Raw genomic sequence first — 20,362 nt, forward strand, 5'->3', positions numbered from 1 at the left:
GTTATTCCGTGTGCACAATGCCCGTACCATGGGGTACGGGGCTCACGCCTGGTATCAAACCGGCGCGGTTCTAGATCCACCTCTTGAAGCGCCGGCCGCCCTCCCCCCACTCGGTTCCGTGATGCCTCTCGCCCCGGGTTCCCTTGCGCGCGTGGAGCGGGGCCGACCTCACCCGCCACCCCAGCAATCCCGCCACCACTTCGAGGGGGATGTCGGCCCCGTCCGCATCTGCGACGGGGGCGCTCTCCGCACCCCCTGCCCCGGCGGCAGGGACCACCACCCGTCCGAGTGCCCGCACCGGCAGCCGGCGCTCGGCGCCATCCGCGCCCTGCGGCGACTCCGCCGCGGGTGCGGTTTCAGGATAGGCCGTGTCTTCCTCCTGCACCGGTTCGTCGTTTCGGCCCGGCTGCCCCTGTGGGCCCGTATCGTGGAAGCTCAGTTGCAGGCGTTCATCGATATCCCCTCCGTCGCTCAACTCGCTCGCTACCGCACCGTGCCCGTTGCCGGTTGCGCCGTCGGCGGGACCGGATCCGCGGGGATACAGGGCGAGGATGGGCGCGGAAGGCTCCAGCGACGACCCCTCCCGAACGCCCGACGGGCGAGCGAAAGTGATGGCCTCGGCAGGTTTTATGATGTCGTCCCCGGTTCCGCCGAGGATCACGTCGCCTCCCCCGAAGGTCCTGATGATGTCATCGCCGTCATAGGCGGGGTCGCTGCTGGAAATGGTGGCGAGCCTTCCCGATGTGAAGGTGGCCCGGCCGTTGTCGCCGATGACCACGTCGAACCCGGAGCCGCCGGTGATGGTGTCTCCCCCCGTCCCGCCCAGCATGATGTTGGTGCCGTTAGCGCCGGCGATGGTGTCCCCATCCCCCCTGGCGGGGTCCCTGGTCGCCACCGAGGTGATGACGCCGCCGTCGGTGAAGGCAGCCTCGCCGTTGTCGCCGATGATGATGTCGTAACCGTTGCCCGTGGTGATGGTGTCCTTGCCCAAACCTCCGATGACGGTATTGTTTCCGCCCCCCGCATGTATGACATCGTCTCCGCCGTTCGCGCCGGGGCCGGACGCGATCCCGACCAGCACGCCGCCCCTGAACGAGGCGCTGCCGTCGTCCCCGAGGATGACGTCGTTACCGCTCCCCGTGGTGATCAGGTCCCCCGCGCCCCCGCCCGCGACCACGTTGTCGCCGTCGCCACCCATTATGCTGTCGACGCCGTCGGCCGCAGTCGCCTCGCTGACGACAGAGAGGAGTCTGCCGTCGCTGCCGTACTGGATCGCCCCGTTGTCCCCCAGGACCGTGTTGTCGCCGTTGCCGGTCATGATGCGGTCGTCGCCGCCACCGCCTAAGATGCTGTTGGTGCCGTCGCCGGCCATGATGCTGTCGTTTGCTCCCACACCGGTATCGGTGCCGGTCGCCGCAAGCAGCGCTCCCTCCCCGGAAAGGGTGAGCTCTCCGCTGTCCCCGAAAACGACCAGCGCCGAGTTCCACGCCGCGCCGTTGATGACGTCCGCCCCTCCTTCTCCGAACAGGGCTAGCACACCGTTATCGGCTCCCCCCTCACCCTCCGCGGCAAGCAGGTCCCTCCCCTCCCCGGCTTTCACCGTGGTCACCGTGCCGGAGAGGGTGCTCTCGACGGCGATACGGTCGTTGCCGCTGCCTGCATAGATATTGACGCCCCCCGTGAACCTTCCGCTTGTCTGGAAGCTGATGGTTCCCGAGTGCAGTCCGTCCCCGGTCATGCCGGTGATGTCGTGGTCGGTGATGACCGCATCGGCGCCGATACTCCCGCGCCCGGAGGCGTTGCCGCGGTCGCTGACGTTCAGCGTGTTGTCGCCGCCGCCGGCATCGAGGCGCAGGTCGCTGCGAATGCCGTCGAGGTTGCCGAGGTTTTCCGGTGCGTCGGAGGAGACGTTGAAGATGTCGTCGCCGCGCCCCCCGACGACGGAGGTCTCCGTGCCGACCGCCGTGGAGCGGATGCCGATCGAGTTGGGACCGGCGCCAGCCAGGACGGTGAGGCTCTCGATCTCCCGGTAGTGAACCACTCCCCCCATCCCGAAGCCCGAGACGAGACTGTCGGTGACGATGCCGCTGTCGGCCGAGGTGTCGGCGGAATCGTCGAGCAGCAGCAGATCGGTGTCGTTTTGCTGCCCGCCATCGACGGTAAGCCGCGCGTCGATCCCGTCCAGCAGGCCGTCACGGTCCGATCCTCCCACTGAACGCCCGAGGTAGATGAGGTCATCCCCCCGGAAGGCTTCCACCGATGCGGACTCGGCGGCGACGCTCACGATGCCGATCCTGTCGTCGTCGTCGCCACCCAGGATCGATACGGTCTTCCCTTCTACTGCTCCGATCAACTCCAGCGTCGTCCCGATGCCGGGGTCGGCGTCCTGGTAGTCGCCCTGGATGCGCACCGAGTCGCCGGCGGTGATCCGGCCCAGCACCTGGACGTTGTCCCCCGCCAGCAGCTCGACCTTCCCGCCCGCTTCGACGGCACCGAAAACGGTTGCCGAGGAGGTGTCTCCCGGCTGGTAGCTGTCGTACACGACCAGCGTCACGGCGCCGGATTCGGACGTGATCTCACCGATCCTCATGTCGTCGACGGTCTCGGTCAGGTGGATGTCTCCTGCGGCAGTTGCATCGAGCAGTCCCGCCTCCGACGCGGAGGAGTCCACCTGCAGTCCGTCGGGGCCCTCACCGATGTGCCCGTTTCGGGAGACGAGCGAGATCCCCCGCGCGATCACGTCGGCTTCCCGGTCGTTGCCGCTATCCACTATGGAACCGTCGGCCTCGAGGACGACATCGCCGGTGGCGGAGAGAACCCTGTCGAGGTTCAGATCGCCCGCCACCTCCTCAAGATAGATCCCCTCCCCGGCCGTGGCCTGCAGCAGCCCGGAATCGATCTGCACCATGTCGTCCGCCGTCCCGATGCCGCCGGCGGCGACGAGGGTAACATCACTGCCGGAGATGCTCGCGAAATCTCCGTTGCTGCTGTCGGAGATACCCCCGGCGGAGGAGAGCGCAACGACGCCTGCGTTGGTGAACACCACCCCCACCCTCATGTCTCCGGAGACCTCTGCCAGATGAACATCTCCCGCCGTGACGGAGCTGAGCGTTCCGGTCCCCGTATCGACGCGGATGGGGTTGAAGAGCTCTCCGACATCGGCCGATCTCGAATCGATGACGATGGACCCGGCAGAGATCACTTGCCCCGCAGAGACGGATTTGATGGAGCCCGCGGTCGATATGACAACGTCGCCGCTGCCGTAATCGATCGCGCCGGCAAGCTCCAGGTCGTTGTCGCTGCTGAAAAGGTAGAGGTTGCCTGTATCCGTCCCCCCCTTGTCGACCAGGTACGTGGAGGTCCCGGCCGTCGGCGAGGATGGCTCGGGAAGGGTGGTGAGAGGGGGCGTGTTCCCTATCGCGCCGGGTCCGAATTGACGGCTGTCCCAGAGATTGAGCTCCCCAAGCCCGCCTGCGCTGATCTCCTTGATAAAGGCGCGATAATCGAGGCTGCCATTGCCGTCCAGGTCGAGTCCCCGCACTTCGGCGTGGATGTCGCCGGCGGCTACCAGGGTCAGTTCGGGATTCAGGACCACGCCGGAAAGGGCAACCTGCGTGAGTTCTATGGGGAGCAGCGCGCCGGAGGCGCCGATGTCCCCCCGGCTGTCGACCTTGACCGCGCGCGACCTGACCGTACCTCCCTGGGCGAAGATGTCCCCCCGGCCGAAGTTGTAGATTGCGGTCGTGCCGTAACTGTTGTCGATGAAGCCAGCCAGCCTGATGGATGAATCGCCGTAGTTCTCGATGGTCAGCGCAGTCTCGCGCGGAGCGGTTCCGACCGTGTAGTGGAAGTCGCGGCGGTCCGCGACGGCAAAGGTCAGGTCCGGGGTAACGACGCCGGCACCGATGGTGTCGATGTCGTTGACGACCAGGTCCAACTGCGAGCGGTTGACGATATGGACCGGCATGCTGGTCGAGAAGACGAAGCTCGCGTTTCCCTTCAGCGTCCCGAAGGGGGAATCGAAGCGGACCTTGCCGGTCCCGGTGTTGGCGACGGCGTCGACCACCACCGAGCCGTCGACCACGTGGGCGGAGATCCCGTCCCCGGTCACGGTGCCGTCCGCGTTGACGACCAGTTGCGCGGGCGGGGTCAGGACTTCAACGTCCGAGTTGAAGGTGATGAGCGTCTGGTCCTGGGTGTAATAGGCGGTTTGCTCAACCAGCAGGTTGCCGGTCACCATGGCTGTTCCATCCTCAGTGGTGATCAAGGACCAGGTGCTGTGAGTGAAGGTGTTGGAGTCGTATGTTCTAACGAAGCGGGATGTGGCCGTGGCCTTTGCCTCGGTCCAGACGAACAGATGCTCCTGCAGGGAAGACAACCGAATGCTGGCTGTTCCTTTTATATCGGTCCCCTGTCGCACCACGACCTGGGTGGTCGACTCTGCGGCTTCCGACAGGCGTGAATCGGATGTGCCGACTGCCGATCCCGTGTTTGAGCTGGTGGCCTTGGCGACGATCTGTAGGGAGAGATCCTCCGACCTGAGTTGGACCTCCTCTGCCTCGATATGACTTGAGGGACCGACCATCACGTTGGTGCCGTTTCCTTTCATGAAAGCTTCAGCGACCGCTATGATGTCATTTTGCAAATTACGTGTGCCATTCCCGGCCAGTTGGGCCTCGGCCCGTATGTCGGTAATCTTCTCCGCCTGAACCGTCAATGCCGCCGCGGCACTGAGAGCGTTGTTCGCGCCGATGGCTGCGGTGGTCTGCAGCCCTTCCGAGGTGGCGGTAGCCCGCGTCTTGCCGCCGGAGACGCCCCCCTCGACGGAACCGCCTCCCTTCGCACTGGAGTTGGTCTGGGTGTGGGCCGCAATGAGCAGGTCCTCTCCTGCCTTGAGAGTCACGCCAGCCCCGGTTGATACGGCGGTGCTCCCGTACTGCAGTGCTTCACCGACCACATCGAGGCTGCCTATCGCCCCGGCAGTGAGTGTGCCGGTCACCTCGGCGTGGGCTTTGTTGAACGCATAGGCAAGCAGCGATATGTCGCCAGTGGATGTCACGGTGGCGCCGTCACCGACATCGGTCAGCACATCTGCCACCAGGTCCGCCCTTGAGGTCACCCCACTACCGCCGAACACCGCTTCGCTGGAGAGTGTTGCAAAAGACTCGTCGCCCTGTTCGAGTATCGAACCATCCGCCTTCATGTTGTGCAGGGCCTGCAGGGAAACTTCCCCCGCGGCGATCCGTGCACCATTGCCGACACGAGAGGTGATCACCGGCTTCAAGCTGGCGTTAGAGCTGATGCCTCCCTGCTTTAGCACACCCAGCGTGCTGCTCTCTGCTCTTGCGTTTGCCCTGTCGTACGCCCCAGCGGTCACCGACAGCATACCGGTGACGGTAATAACCGCGTTGTCACCTATAGCCGCCGTGACCCGGGGTGTCACCGGGGCGGTCACCTCCGCGCCGGTGACATCGACGACGCTGGCGACGGAAGCGGTCCCGAAGGCATCGGCGCCGGCAGCGCACTCCGAGGAGATCGCCAGCGCCCCACCCTCGATCCGTGCACCCGGTGCGACGGCGGCCGAAACGGTGGGGCTGACCTGGGCCCTGGATTCCGATTCGCCGACGGCGCCCACCGCCACCAACCTCCCCTTCACGTCCGTGTCGGCCGCTACATCGCCCCGCGCGGTTACCCCGATCCGGCCGGCTGCGATATGCGCATTGCCGACGAAGGCGGCTACCGTCGGGTCGATCGTGGCCGTCGCCGCGTTGCGTCCGCCGGCCAGGACGCCTCCCGTCAGGCCTTCGGCGTTCGAGGTCAAGCTGACGCCGGAGCGTGCCTTGATCCCGATGTCGTCGAGCGACGCCGCCGCCCCGATTTCCACATGGTCCCCCACGTATGCCTTGGTGGCGCCCAGGACCGTCGCGGTCGCCTCCGAACTGCCGGCAGCTATCAAGGCGTCCGCCAGGCCACGGCTTCTCCCGCTCACCGAGTAGTCGGAATCGGCCAGGATATCCAGAGAAGCGGCTTTGACGATCTGCGACATCCCGGCGGAGCTCCCTTCAAAGAAGGCGTGCGTGTTGTCGACGATGGTAGTGCTGGTGCGGGCGCCTCCGACGGCGCCGGCGCCGGCAGCGAGGTTGAGCGCCAGCGAGTCCACGGCCAGGTTGTCGGTTGCCGAGATCGCGATGTTCCCGCCGGCGGAGACGGTCGATCGCCCCGAGATGTCCGCGGTCGTTTCCGTGGTCGAACCGTTGTCAACAGACGACGCGCTTCCGGCCACGGCCGCGATGCTCCGACCTGCGGCAAGAGCCGCCACCCTCTCCCGCGAGCCGGCAGAGATGGCGATGTCGTTAGCAGCGGTGAGGTTGGCATTCACCGCCTCGGCCTTCACGGTATTGTCTATCTCGTTGTCTACCAGGGCGGCGCCGGCTGACACCCCCAGCGCCGCCTGGAAGCTCGCTGCCACGGCGGCGATGTTGGCGCCGGGATCCACCTCGGCGACCCCATTTCCTGCCAGTACGGCATTAACCTCCTGGATGACTGAATTCTCCGCCTGGGGCACGGCGGGCGCGGCGTCTGACGCGGTAATGGAGACGCTCCCCCTGGAGGTGACCGTGGCATCGTGGACAGCGGCGTCGACGGCGTTGGCCACGGTGTTGGTCGCTTGCGCCGCTGCGATGCCGGCGAACCCGGCAAGCCCCATCCCGCCGGCAAAAGACCGCGCTACGGGGGTCGAGCGTGCGGCCAGCGCGATGTCCCCGCCCACCACGGTGGCGTTGCTGACCGTCGCATGAACACCGTTGCCGATCTCGTTTCGGGACGCGGCGGCACCTAAAGCTCCCCCGGCTGCTGCTGAGAACCCGACCCCGACGGCCTCGACCGTGGTAAGGTCCGTCGCCACAAGCGCCACCCCCTGATTGGACCGGACATAGGGGCAGTCGGTTATCGAGGCGGTGGTCGTGTTGCCTACTTCGTTGACGGCAAGTGAAAGCGCGGCCGATCCCCCAGCGGATGCAGCCACCCCGCGTACGGAGCTGAAGACATCGGCGTCCTCCAGGGCGGAAAGCTGCAAGCCGAGGTCGGCCAGGACGGTGGCGCCCTTGATGTCGGCGGAGACCGCGTTGGCGATGTCGTTCACGGCGACCATCGTTGCACCGGCTAACCCTGCCGCGCCTGAGAAGCTGAGCCCCGCCGAGTCGATGGATGAGGCATCCTGTGCCGACAGCACCACCCCGCCGATACTCGCCCTGGCCATGGAACCGTTGTCGACGGCGGATTCGATGCGGTTTCTCACCGTGTTTCCCATCCCTCTGGCATCGATGGAAACTCCGCCGGATACGGCAAGCCCCGCGGTCAAGGCGACGATGCCGGAGTCCGAGCGGGCGTCCAGGTTGATGTCGTGGTGCGTCGAGGTGACGTTCGAGGCGCTTATCGCGGTCCCGATCGAATTGCCGATGCTGTTTCCGACCAGCGCAACGTTCAGGGCGCCGGCACCGGCTCCGGCCGTGCCGACCACCAGGGAGAGGATGTTGCTGCCGGTGAGGGTTTCTGAGGAAAGAGGCGAATCGGCGGTGGCGTCTGCGATGGCTGCCTGCTGTTGGGCCGGTATGGCCAAGGGGGGCAGTATCCCGGCCTTGCCGTCTCCCGCAGCCAGGTTCACGTCGCCCCGGACACGCACCGTGGCGCCGTCGATTCGCGAGGAGATGCTGTTTCGGACCACGTTGCCGACACCGGCAAGGTTGAGCCCGAAGCCGCCGGAGCCTGCCACACCATAGGAAACCGAGCGCACCGCCTGGGACGAGGCGGCGCTCATGTTGAGCCCCCCGTCGGTGCAATCGAGCGTGGAGCCGCTGACGCGCGTCTGGATGGAGCCGCCAACCTCGTTTACCGAAACGGCGGCTCCCGCCGCGCCGCCACCGCTTCCCGCAACGCCGAAGGCGAGGGCGTCGATGGTGGAGTTCGACCGGGCGGAGACGGTGATGGTGTCCTCGGCGTCGACGTCGGAGGCCGCAGCGCCTTCGTTGACGACACCTGCCGCCACCTGGTTGTCGACGGTGTTGGCCGACAGCGAGAGGATGCCGGAGATGGCGCCAGCGCCGGCGACTCCGCCGGAAAAGCTCAACAGGTCAGCGGATGAGGCGGCCCACAGCTCCAACGTGTAGCCGCACCGGACCGAGGAGCCGGAAACCAGCGCCTCGGTGGTGCCGGAGATGACGTTGGAGCCGATCAGGGCGCCGGCGGCGATCGCACCCGAGCCGGTGACGCTGTGGGCTACGGAACGGATTTCCGATCGGTCGCTCGCGCTCAGGGTTGCCGCCCCTCCTGCCTTGACGGTGGAGCCCGACCGTATCGAGGCGGAAAGGGTGCCGTGGATCACGTTTCCGAAACCGGTTGCGGAGGCGGCGACTGAACCGGAGCCGACCATGCCGGTGGTGACCGCGGAGATCTTCGATCCGGCAAGGGCCGTGAGCGTGACATCGGCGAGGGAATTGCGGACGGCGCCCGAGCTGTCGACCCCGGCCTGCAGCGTCGAGTTCACGATTTCCGCCTCGATCCTGCCGTTGATCGAGTTGCCGGTGAGAGCGATGCCTGCCGCCACGCCGCCTGAACCCTGGAGGTTGACGTTCAGGGAGGAGACGTTGGCGCCCTGGAACCCCGAGGGGGTCGCGCCGAGGGCGCGGTCCCGTTCCGATTTCTGGGCGTCCGACAGCGGCATCTCGCCTGTCGAAGCGGGCGCCGTCTCCAAAGCCTCGACCCTGACGTCGTCCGCGGTGTAGACCGTCGAGCCGGTCACCTTCGAGGTGACGGTGGTGTCTATCGAGTTGCCCAGCACGGCGAGGGTTGCCCCGATACTCCCCGAACCGGTGCAACCGATGGCCAGCGCACGGACGGTCGCCGAGGACCGGGAAACCATGGTGAGGAAAGAGCCGCTCTCCAGTGAGGAACCGGCAACGGCGCTCCTGACCTCGCTGGTCACGAGGTTGGCGGCCACGGCGGCTCCGGCGGCGATCCCCCCCGAGGCCGAGACGCCGAAGGCGACCGAGTCGATGCGGGAGGTGTCGGTCGCGAAAAGGGAGACGGCGCCGGCGGCGTGGACCTCGGCGCCGTTTTCGATGGAGGCACCGGTAGTGTTCCAGACCCGATTCACCGTGGCGAACAGGACCCCTGCGGCGTTGCCGGAAGCCGCCGCGGCGCGGGCGAAGGAATCGATGGCGGCGTTCGACACCGCGCGCAGCCCCAAAGCGGCCCCGGTCTTCACCTGGGAGCCGTCGACAGCGGCCCTGGTGGTGTGATCTACCAGGTTGACCGATCCGTTGACGCCGCCGGCCGTGCTTCCGGAGGCGGCAAGGTTCAGGGCCACGGAAGTTATCGACGAGTCGTCCGTCGCCCTCAGGTCGAGCGCCTGCCCCGCAGTCACCGAAGCACCACCGTCGATGACGGCCTCCACCGTCGCTGTGGCGTCGTTGAGCGCCCCTGCTGCGTCCAAGGCGAACTCCCCCGAAGCCGACAGGCCGGCCGTATAGGCGGCGGCGCTCGATTTGTTGAGGGAGCCGAGGGTCACGCTTCCTGCTGCGGACACCTCGGAATTTCTGATCCGCGAGCGTACCGTGCTGACCAGCTCATTGCGGCCGATCGCCCCCCCCACGGCGCTGCCGCCGGCTGTTGCCAGCCCGACGGACGCGGCAAGCATGTTGGCGCTCCAGTCCAAGGGGGTGTCCGCCGCGGTGGAGAGGATCTCGTTCGCCACCCCGCCCGGAAGCAGGTGCCAGAATCCCGGAGCGGTACCCGAGGCGGCTTCCCTGGCATCCAGCACTACGTTCCCCGCCGATTCCAGCGCCGAGTCCTCGACGTGGGCCTCTGCTGAGGAGGTGATGGAATTGGCCCGGATCGCCCCGGAAACCGCCGTCCCTCCCGAACCGGACACCCCTGCGGAAAGGGAGCGGATGCATGGCAGGGAGCTCGCGGAGATGGTGACGCCGCCGGCCGCGACATCGGCGTGCGCAATACGCGCGACGGCCGTGACGGCGACCAGGTTCGTTGCCGTAGCCGCTCCCACAGCCGTGCCCGCTGCAGCGGGGAGGGTGACGGCCGCGCTATTGAGGTTGCTGGTGTCGCTGGCCGAGACCTCCAGGGCACCCCCTGCCCGCACCGTTGCGGCGTGGTCCGCGGTGCCGTCGATCGCGGCCCGGGTCAGGCTCTTCAGGTCGAAGACGGTGAGGCAGCCGGCGGTGCCCCCATCAACTGCGGCTCCGGCCGACAAGGCAAGGGAGGTCACGTTCTGCACCGAGGAGGCCTTCAGGGTGACCGAGTCGTGGGCGTAGACCTTGGCGCCGGCGGAGATGTAGGCCTCGGTCTCTTTGGTCACCACACCTACATCCAGGCAGATTCCCACACCCGTGGCGCCTACCGTGCCGGCCAGCCCGCCGGCGCCGTTGACGACCCCCATCGTGCTGGTGGCGGCGACGGTCACGCTTTGTCCGGCGCCGGACGCCCCCCCCTCGCTTGCGTTGAGGGTGGCGCCATCGGCGACACCGGCCTTGGTGCGTTGCGCTACGACATCCACAATCCCCGAGCCTGCTACCGACGGCCCGCCGGTGGTAGTCGCGTGGCCGATGGCTACCGTGGCGTAATCCGGATCGAGCTGACCGATGGAGGCGCCGGCCGCCACCGTGGTCGCTCCCGCTGCGTCGGCCTCCACCCCGGAGCCCAGTACGGCGTAGGCCTGCTGGCTGATCAGGTTGGCCGCGAGGGAGGCCCCGACACCGGTCCCGACACCGCTCCCCGCCCCGCCGGCCCGGTTACGGTAGGCCAGGGCGTCGGTGGCGGTGATGTCGATCCCCCCGCCGGACGCGAGGCGGGCGCCGGCGCCGACGGACGCCTCGGTGACCATGTCGAGGTCGTTGACCCCGGCCGCGCCGGCGATCCCGTAGTCGCGCCCCCCTCCTGCCGCCTCCGCCGACACGGAGAAGTTGTTGTTTGCCGTAGAGGGGGTCATTGCCGCGCGCACGGTGATGCCATCGGCCGAAACCTCCGCTGCGGCGCCGATTGCGGCCCGGTTCAGCAGGCTCGCCTCGTTGACCGCCACAGCGGCCCCGACACCGGTGGCATTCGCCAGCCCCTGGGCGGCGCCAGTTGCCTTGGCCGTCGCGGCGCTTGCCGAGCGGGCGTCGATCCGGGCCGCGCCTGCGGCCGTCAGTTTGACGCCTGCGGCGACGCTTGCCGCGTTTTCAGATTCGAGCCGGTTGACACCGATGGCGGCGGCCACGCCTACCGCGGCCCCGCTGGTGCCGCTCTGCAGCAGGGCGGTGGCGTTGGCGCCTGCCACCTTGTCCTGCACCGTCGGTACGGAAGCACCGGCGGTCGCCGGTGTCCCCTGGAGCTGGCGGCTGATTTCGCCGTCGACGCTGCTCCCCAGCGCCGGCGTCCCCTGGGCCCCTCCGGTGACGTCGACGCCGCTGGTCTGGCGGGTGCGGGCGGTGATGTTCACCGTCCCCCCCGCGTCGAGGTCTCTGGCAAGGGACGCGGAGCAGGAGCCGCTCGTCAGGCTGACGCCTACGGCGACGTCGCTCCCGGCCGCATCGGCGTCGGCGCTCAGGGCCGCGGTCGCGGTACGATCCGCCTCGATGACCACCTCGCCGGACACGGTGAGTGCGCCATCGGCCAGGGCGCCCACCCGTGCGGTCACCTGGTCGTCGGCGATGGCGACGGCCACGGCAGGGGTCACCGTCGTGCCGCCGGAGGCCCCGCCGGCCGCAGTCGTCGCGAGAGACCGGGAAGAGATCGAGGAGAGCAGCACGTCGCCCGCGCCGGCTATCGTGGCGCCGTCCTCGATTTCCGCCCTGGTGGTCGTGTCGCCTACGTTGATGGCAACCGACGCCCCGACGCCGACGCCGGCGCCGGGAAGGAGGGCCTCAGGCCTTGCCTTGGCCGTGAGGCCGGCCACGTTTTCGGCGGCGAGGCTCACGTCGCCGCCGGCGGTCTCGATCCGCGCACCGCTGCCGATGACCGCGCTGCTCACGGCATCAGACGTGTTGACCGCCAAGCCCCCCGCGACTCCGACGCCCCCCGCGCATGCCCCCGATACCGCCTCTGCGGCGAAGGTTCGACTGCCGCCGCTTTCCACGTACAGGTCGCCCGCCCGTACGCTGGCGTTGCTCCCTACCAGGGCCGCGCAGGAGGCTTCGGCCGAGTTGATCGCGACCGCCGCGCCGATGCCGACCGACGCGAGCCCGGTGGCGCTGCCGTCAGCCGTGGCGGAGGCGTCGCCTGCATCGGCTGCGCTCACCGTCACCGGACCTGCCGCGGTTATCGAGCCCCCCTCGGGGAGGTAGGCCTGGACGCGGGAAGCGGACAGGTTGACGGCAACCGCGGCCGCCACGCTGACGGCGCCGCCCGGGGTCTCCGCCTTGGGGGTCGCCGGCGCGTCCGCGCTCCCCTTGCTGCCGGCGGCGGCCGCTTTCCGATCCGCCTGTTCCCGCTCCTGCGCCACCTGGCCGTCGACGCCTCCGTCCACGCCGGGGGTCGCCTTACCACCGGCCGCGCTCGCCTTGGCCTCCGCGCTCTTCGCAGCAGAGGACTGCGCCGCGAAGGTGGCCCTTTCCGAGGCGGCAACGTCCCTTCCGGTAGTGGCGGTCGTGGTGTCGTCGCCGACGTTCAGCGCCAGGACCAGGCCGACACCGGCGCGGGTGCCGGTCGAGCTGCCGTCGCCCTGGGTGACGGTGCGGCCGGTGTGGCTCGCGGAGACGGTCAGGTCGCCCGCGATGCCCAGCTCGCCCCCGCTGCCGAGATCGGCGCGGGTTTCGCTGTTGGCCACGGTGCAGGCGACTGCGCCGCCGATGCCCGTTCCGCTTCCGCCGCCGGCCGCGGCGCCGGCCCGGGCGGTCGTGCTCGCGCTGTTGTCGGAGCTGGCGCTCAGGGTGACGTCGTCCCCCCCCAATAGTGCCGCGCCGTCTTCCAGTTCAGCGACGGTGGCGGCGTCCGCGATGTTAAAGGCCACCGAGGCGCCTACCCCGAGATCCCCTGCAGCGGCGCCCACGCCTTCCGGGGCCGCCCAAGCGTTGCTGACGCTCCTGGTCTCCGCCGAGAGGGTTGCGTCGCCGGCGATGGTGACCTCGGCGCCGCTCTTCAGCACGGCGCCGGCGCTGACATGGGCGACGTCGACAGCCAGCGCGCCGGCGACCCCCGTTTTCCCGCTGCTGGCACCGGCGGTCGCCTCAGCCGAGAAGCTCTGGGTGGTGTCGCCGAAGCGGTCGGGCACCGTCGCCTCGACCAGCAATCCCCCGGCACGCACCCGGGCGTTGGAGCCGATGCTCGCCTCGCTGGTGACCCTGGGGGCGTTGATCGCCACGGCCGCGCCGATCCCCGGGGACGAATCAGAGGTGGTGCTGCCGTCAGCCTTGGCCGAGCCGTCGCTGTTGTTCCCGGCTCTGACCGTCAGCGTGCCGCCGCAGGTGATGGAGACGCCGTCGGCAACGATCGCGCGGCTGCCGGAGTCGGCGAGATTGACGCCGATGGCCGCGGCGACGCTCACTCCCCCCGCGGAGGTCGCGGCCCCGGGGGACTCCGGCGCGTCCGATGCCCCCACGGTGCCGGCAGACGCCGCCTTCTGGTTCACGAGTTCCCGCTCCTGCGCCACCCGGCCGTCGACCCCGGCGGGGTCCGCCCCGTCACTCTCCCCCTGTGCCCCGACCGTGCTCGCCTTCGCGTCCGCGACGCCGGAGGCCAGCGTGGTGGCCGCGAGGGTGACCCCTCCCCCCGCCTCCACGTCACGGCCGGTTCGCGCCAGGGTCGTGTCGGCGACCATGTCCAGGGCGAGGGCCGTGCCCATGGCTGCATTGTCCCCAGCGGCAGAGCCGTCCGCCGCAGTCGCGTGCCCCCCGATGTGGCCGGCGATGACCGTCAGGTCGCCGGAGAGGCGCTGGGCCGGGCCGCTGCCAAGGTCGGCCCGGGTCAGGCTGTTGGCCACGGTCACCGAGACGGCGCCCCCCTCCCCCCCTACACCGTTTGCCGCACCGCCCCCCTTCGCCGCCGTCTCGGTGCTGTTGCTCGAGACGGAGATCAGGGTCAGGTCGCTTGCGCCGGTCACGGTGGCTCCGTCCTGCAACTCCGCGACTGTCGCCGCGTTTCCGACGTTCAACGCCACGGACACGCCCACTCCCGGGTTCGCCTCGCCTTCGCTTTCCGGTCGGGCGGTTGCCGTGCACGAGGTGTTGCTCTGCGCGGTGAGAGCGACGTCGCCGCCCATTATGACCACCGTGGCTCCCCCCCGGATGGTGGCGCTGTTCCCCACGTCGGCTATGTTTTGTGCCAGTGCCCCGGCAACCTCTGCCTCCCCGGCGCTGTGGCCCGAGACGGCCACGGCGGAGACCCCCTCCCCCTGTGGCGCGACTGCCGCGTCGGGCGCCCCCCCTGCCTCCAGAACCACTCCCCCCGCGCCGACAATGCCGCTCCCCCCGATGTAGGCCTCGTGGTCCACGTCCGCCAGGTTGAGGGCGACGGCTACGCCTGCTCCCGTGGAACCGGCAGCGACGGAACTGCCGTCGGCCGTCGCCGACGAGCCGGCAGCCCCGAGGGAGCGGACCGTCAAGAGGCCGGAGGTGAGTACCGGCCCGCTGGAGGCGATGCCGGCGCGGGTGGTGCTATGGTCGAGCTCGGTCACCGCCACCGCTGCCGCGAAGGCGACGTTTCCTGCGCCGGTTCTCGCGTCATGCTCCGCCAGCGTCCTCTCCGATGCCGTGGGGGGCGCCGCGCCGTCGTTGGTGGCCCCGCCGGAAGCGGCCTTCGCTTCGGTGGAGATGTCATCGACGCTGGAGGCAACGACCGTGATGCTGCCCGCCGAGACCGATGCGCTCTCGTCGATGACCGCCTCCGTGTTCCCGGACACGACGGCGACGGCCACGCTACCGCCGGCTCCGCCTGCCGATCCGTCGGCGACGGTCCGCACGGTGCGCCGGTTGGCCGCCCCCATCACCAGGGTGCCTCCCGCCGTAACGGAGGTGGAGCCGCCGATGTGGACCGCGGCGGCGCTGTCGACGCTGGAGGCGGCTACCGCAGCATCGGTCTCGGTATCCTCTTTGGAGGTGTTCGCCAAGGCCACCGCCGTGGTGTCCACCGTCGACGAAGCGGTCAGGGTGACCTGTCCCGCGCCGGTCAGCAGAGATGCACCGCCGACCTCGATCTCGGCGTGCGAAGCCACCTTGATCAATGCGACGTCGGCGTCGGGCGCGTCGATCAGATCCCCGGCTGTCGCTGTCACGGTAGAGGCGGCCGTCAGGAATATGTTGGCGCCGGTCAGTTCGGCATCGTTCACCGTGATGCGGCCCCGGACATCGCCCAGGATGCCGTCCCCGGTTGCAACGGCGACCAGGGAGATGTCTCCCGCCGCAGCGGTGACATTGCCGTTAACGGTTATGGTCTCCGCGGCGAGGGATACCCCCTTCTCCAAGACGATGCTGCTGCCGACCAGGATGTCATCGGTCCCCGCCCCCCCGTCGATGCCGATCTTTTCAAACCCCTCGTATGAGATCGAAGTGGAGTTGACCGTGACCAGGTGGTGTTCCCCGTCCACGCTTATCACGTCGTCCCCGTCGGTCCCCGTGATGACAAGGGTGTCGTTGCCGTCCCCTCCGTCTATCCGCAGCAGGTCCCCCTCCAGGATGACGGGTGTGCCCGCTCCCCCGGCAACGGTCATGGTCGCGAGGTCGACGCTGAAGGCGTCGTCGCCGCCGGTCCCGGCGATGGATACCTCCGGCCGAGTCTCGCCCTGACCCGTGGCGCCGAGGCTGCCGAGAAGGGTGACGGAGGCCTGCAGGGCGACGCCGCTTGCCGGTGTGGCGTCGGCGGCGGCGAGTGCGCCCTGCGCATCGGCGAGTGGCGCCGCGCCGGGAGAACCGCCCGCGCTGTCGGCCAGCGGGGCGACGACGTCGGCGGCCTGGACGACAACCGGAGCGAGAATCGGGTCAGCAGAAAGCAGTACGCGGCATTCCAGAGTCTCGAAATGAACCACCCGCGGCGCCACCTCTCTCTTCCCGGAAGCCACCTTTTCGGCGAACCTGCTGAACCGTCCCAGCATGCCCATCGCGCACCTCCATGCCCCGACCACACGTGTAGGTCACTGCAACCACTGGTTTATCAGCCCTACGTCCTCGCCAGTCAGCGTCCCCGTCACCTGTTTCAGCCTAAGAGAACTCAGGATGTAATCGCGTCGCGCCAGCGAGTACTCTCTTCGATACCTGTACAGGTCCTGCATGGCGTCCAGTACCGCTATGCTGGTGTACATCCCTGAGCGGAAACCCTCTTCCTTCCCTTCCACCACAAGCGTCTGCGCGCTGACCGATTTCTTCATCGCCTCGGCCCTGGTCGCGGCGCTGACGATGTCGTTGTACGCCGCGCTGGTCTTGCGTTCGACCGCCCGGCTCGCCCCCTCCACCTCCTGGAGGGCGCCCTGGAGCAGGTGAGCGGCCTCTCTTGTCCGTGAAGACGTCATCCCCCCTTCGTACAGAGGGATGTTGAGCCTGACCATGGCGTTCCAGATGACCGTGTTGCTCCCAAGGCCAAAGAGTGAGCCCCGCGTGACGCTCTGGTTGTAGTCGGCCTGGAAATCGAGGGTCGGGTAGTGGGCCGATTCCCGCAGCCGGACTTCGCGCCGTGCCACCTCCGCGTTTTCCTTCTGGATGCGGAGCTCCAGGTTCTTCCTCCGTGCAGCCTCCAGCCAGAACGCCCCCCCCTGGGGGAAAGGGAGGGGCATGGGGATGTCGTCCTTCAGTGGCCTGACCTCCTGGACCCGCTCGCCGCAGATCTCCACGAGCGCCTGGAAGGCGTCCTGAAGCAGATATTGGGCCTCGCCCCGCTGGGCTTTGACGGCGGCCAGACGCGCCTCGGCATCGTAGGCGTCTGTCACCGGCGCAAGTCCCGTCTCGAAACGCGCCCTGGCCAAGGTGTGATGCAGTTCGACTGCGGTCTCTTCGGCTTTGATCGCCGCAAGCCTGTCCTGGTAGAGCAGGATGTTCATGTAGGCCTCGACCACCCTGAGGGTCACATCCTGCCGTGCCTTTTCGAGCTCGAGTTCGGACCGTTGCAGCAACCTTTTTGCCTGACCGATGCTGAGGTAGGAGGAATACCGGAAGAGCGGCTGGGAGAGCGCAGCACCGTAGAACCTGGTCGGGTAGTCGATCGTCCCCACGACGTAGACGCTGTTTTGGGAACTCCTTACATCCTGGAAGGTGTGGGTGTACCCGGCGAAACCGTATATCTTCGGCAGCACCCCCGCGTACGCCTGTTGCAGCGTCTCAACCGTTGCCAGGGACCGGTACTCGGCGCCCCTAAGCTGCGGGTCTTTGCTGAGGGCCAAATTGTAGTAGTGAAGAAGATCGGCTGCCAGGGCGGATCTGGGAAAAACAAGGAAGGAGCACAGCAAGGTCACTGAAAAAAGGACGAACGACGCCGTTTGCTTTACCGACATGCTGCCCCTCCTGGCAGTTCAATAAGTGCCGCGTACCGCATAGCATAATTAGCACTTTTTAATAAATCAGGTCAGCAGACATCGCCACCATGCCGGGTTGTCAAAAAAAAATCGATGGGTCCTGGGTCGGAACAGGAGGTACAAGGCGGGGGGGGAAATGTGACACAGGGGCACCGGCGAGAGCAAAGCCGGCGGAGCAGGTGAATCATGTAAGATCTGACGCGGTAGCCGATTGCGTGCACCACGACCGTATGAAAAATGGCCAAGGCGCGACTCGCGTGAGCTGCCGCCGCCTTGGCCATTTTCTATGTGAAGGTACGCTCTGAGACGGGCTAGATGCCGGTGCCGTCGTCACCGTACCCTTTTACCGGGCTGGTGCCGCGCTTGAAGAGCAGGATGCTGACGCCGTCGCCGTTTCGGTCAAATTCGAAGGCAAGCTCATGCTCGTAGGCCAGTTGCGCCACCGGCTCCAGCTGGGAGAGATCGCGCAGCCGGATCAGGATGCGGTTCCCCTTGCCCAGGTAGTCGTGGATGCTCTGGGCCAGATCGAGGATGAAAAGCCCCTTCTCCTCGGTGAGATCGACGACGTTCAGGTTGGTGGCGGCCACGGCATCGAGGGTGATGTGCCGCGGGGCCCAGGGGTTACTGTCGCTGGCGGAGAGATGCGCCCGCTGCGACTCGTCGGGAGCGCTCAGCACCATGCCTGCCGCCACCGTCGCGTTGGTGAACCGGTCGATGAGGATGAAGCTGCCGGTATCGCGGTTGGCGCCGTAAGGGTCGAAGGAAACCGGACGGTCCAGCTCGATACGCGCCAGGCCGATCTCGTTCAGCCCCAGGGTGCTGACCTGCTTCTGCTCCAGGGTGTTCACGTCCACCGCGTACTGCACCGCGGTAACGCGCCCGGGGGTGACGCCGGTGGCGGTCTTGACCAGGTAGAGCTGCCCGGGCTGCAGCGGCTCGTCGTGCATCCAGACCAGGTGCGCCTCGGGATGCCGGGTGTACAAGGGGGGCGCCTCGGGACGGGTCAGCATGTCGCCGCGGCTGATGTCGATTTCGTCCTCCAGGGTGAGCGTGACCGCCTGTCCCGCCACTGCTTCGTTGAGATCGCCGTTGAAGGTGACGATCCGGGCAACCTTGCTGGTTTGTCCCGAGGAGGCCACCCTGATCTCGTCGCCGGGGCGGACCGTGCCGGAGGCGACGGTGCCGCAGAAGCCGCGGAAGTCAAGGTTGGGACGGTTCACCCACTGCACCGGGAGACGGAACGGCTGCTGGTCGCGGTCGTCCTCGACCTGCACCGTCTCCAGGAAGTGCATCAGGGTCGGCCCCTGATACCATGCAGTCTCGCTGCTCTTCTCGATGATGTTGTCGCCGTTCAACGCGGAGATGGGGAGCGCGGTGATGCTGGCAAAGCCCAGCGGTGCTGCGAACTCGCGGTAGTCCGCCTCGATGGCGCGGAACTTCTCCTCGTCGTAGCCGATCAGGTCCATCTTGTTGATGGCCAGGACGATGTGCTTGATCCCCACCAGGGAGACCAGGAAGCTGTGACGGCGGGTCTGGGTCAAGAGCCCCTTGCGGGCGTCGACCAGGATGACGGCGACCTTGGCGGTCGAGGCGCCGGTCACCATGTTGCGGGTGTACTGCTCGTGTCCCGGGGTGTCGGCCACGATGAACTTGCGGCGGTCGGTGGAGAAGAAGCGGTAGGCGACGTCGATGGTGATCCCCTGCTCCCGCTCGGCCTGCAGACCGTCCAGAAGCAGCGCGTAGTCGATGGCGCCCCCCTGGGTCCCCACCTTCTTGCTGTCGGCCTCCAGCGCGGCGAGCTGGTCCTCGAAGACCATCTTGGAGTCCCACAGAAGGCGGCCGATCAGGGTGCTCTTGCCGTCGTCCACGCTGCCGCAGGTGATGAAACGGAGCAGCGACTTCTCCTCCTGGCTCTTCAGGTAGGCAAGGATATCTTTCTCGATCAGTTCTGATTGATGTGCCATTAGAAGTACCCTTCCTGTTTCTTCTTCTCCATCGAACCGGCCTGGTCGTGGTCGATCAGGCGCCCCTGGCGCTCGGAGGTGCGGGTGAGCAGCATTTCCTGGATGATCTCGGGGAGCGTGTCGGCCTCGGACTCGACCGCACCGGTGAGCGGATAGCAGCCCAGGGTGCGGAAGCGGACCGACTTGTACTCGACCTTCTCGCCCGGCTTCAGTTCCAGCCGGTCGTCGTCGACCATGATCAGCATGCCGTCGCGCTCGACCACGGGGCGCACCGCCGCGTAGTAAAGGGGCACGATGGGGATCTCTTCCAGGTGGATGTACTGCCAGATGTCCAGTTCGGTCCAGTTGGAGAGCGGGAAGACGCGGATGCTCTCGCCCGGCTTGATGCGGGTGTTGTACAGGCTCCAGAGCTCGGGGCGCTGGTTCTTCGGGTCCCAGCGGTGGTTGGCGCTACGGAAGGAGAAGATGCGCTCCTTGGCGCGGGATTTCTCCTCGTCGCGGCGCGCGCCGCCGAAGGCCGCATCGAACTTGTACTTGTCCAGCGCCTGCTTGAGTCCCTCGGTCTTCATGACGTCGGTGTAGAGCGCCGAGCCGTGGGTAAAGGGAGAGACTCCCTTTTTCACCCCGTCCTCGTTGACGTGCACCAGCAGCTCCATGCCGGACTCCTTGGCCATGCGGCCGCGGAACTCGATCATGTCGCGGAACTTCCAGGTGGTGTCCACGTGCAACAGCGGAAACGGCGGCGGGGCCGGGTAGAAGGCCTTGCGGGCCAGGTGCAGCATGACGGCGGAGTCCTTGCCGATGGAATAGAGCATCACCGGGTTGTCGAACTCGGCCACCACCTCGCGGATGATGTGGATGCTTTCGGCTTCGAGTTGCTGCAGATGGGTCAGATTTTTCTTCATGGCATTAT

At 67.6% G+C, this 20,362-nt stretch carries 4 protein-coding genes; all 4 read right to left on the reverse strand.

Annotated features, from left to right (window positions below; translation table 11 throughout):
- Positions 1-70: 70 nt before the first annotated feature.
- Positions 71-16,081, reverse strand: coding sequence for a beta strand repeat-containing protein (locus H7687_RS06965; RefSeq protein WP_183346337.1), 16,011 nt, complete (start codon positions 16,079-16,081; stop codon positions 71-73).
- Between the two features lie 33 nt (positions 16,082-16,114).
- On the reverse strand, positions 16,115-17,464 hold the full coding sequence (locus H7687_RS06970) for a TolC family outer membrane protein (RefSeq protein WP_183346338.1): 1,350 nt from the start codon (positions 17,462-17,464) through the stop codon (positions 16,115-16,117).
- Between the two features lie 332 nt (positions 17,465-17,796).
- Positions 17,797-19,449 carry a sulfate adenylyltransferase subunit CysN gene (gene cysN, locus H7687_RS06975; protein ID WP_183346339.1) on the reverse strand — a complete coding sequence of 551 codons (1,653 nt, stop codon included), beginning with the start codon at positions 19,447-19,449 and terminating at the stop codon, positions 17,797-17,799.
- Complete coding sequence (gene cysD / locus H7687_RS06980; RefSeq protein ID WP_183346340.1) at positions 19,449-20,354, reverse strand: sulfate adenylyltransferase subunit CysD; 906 nt, start codon at positions 20,352-20,354, stop codon at positions 19,449-19,451. The genes cysN and cysD overlap by 1 nt, the downstream gene beginning before the upstream one ends.
- Between the last annotated feature and the right edge of the window lie 8 nt (positions 20,355-20,362).

This window comes from Geomonas paludis (assembly GCF_014193585.1).
GTDB lineage: Bacteria > Desulfobacterota > Desulfuromonadia > Geobacterales > Geobacteraceae > Geomonas > Geomonas paludis.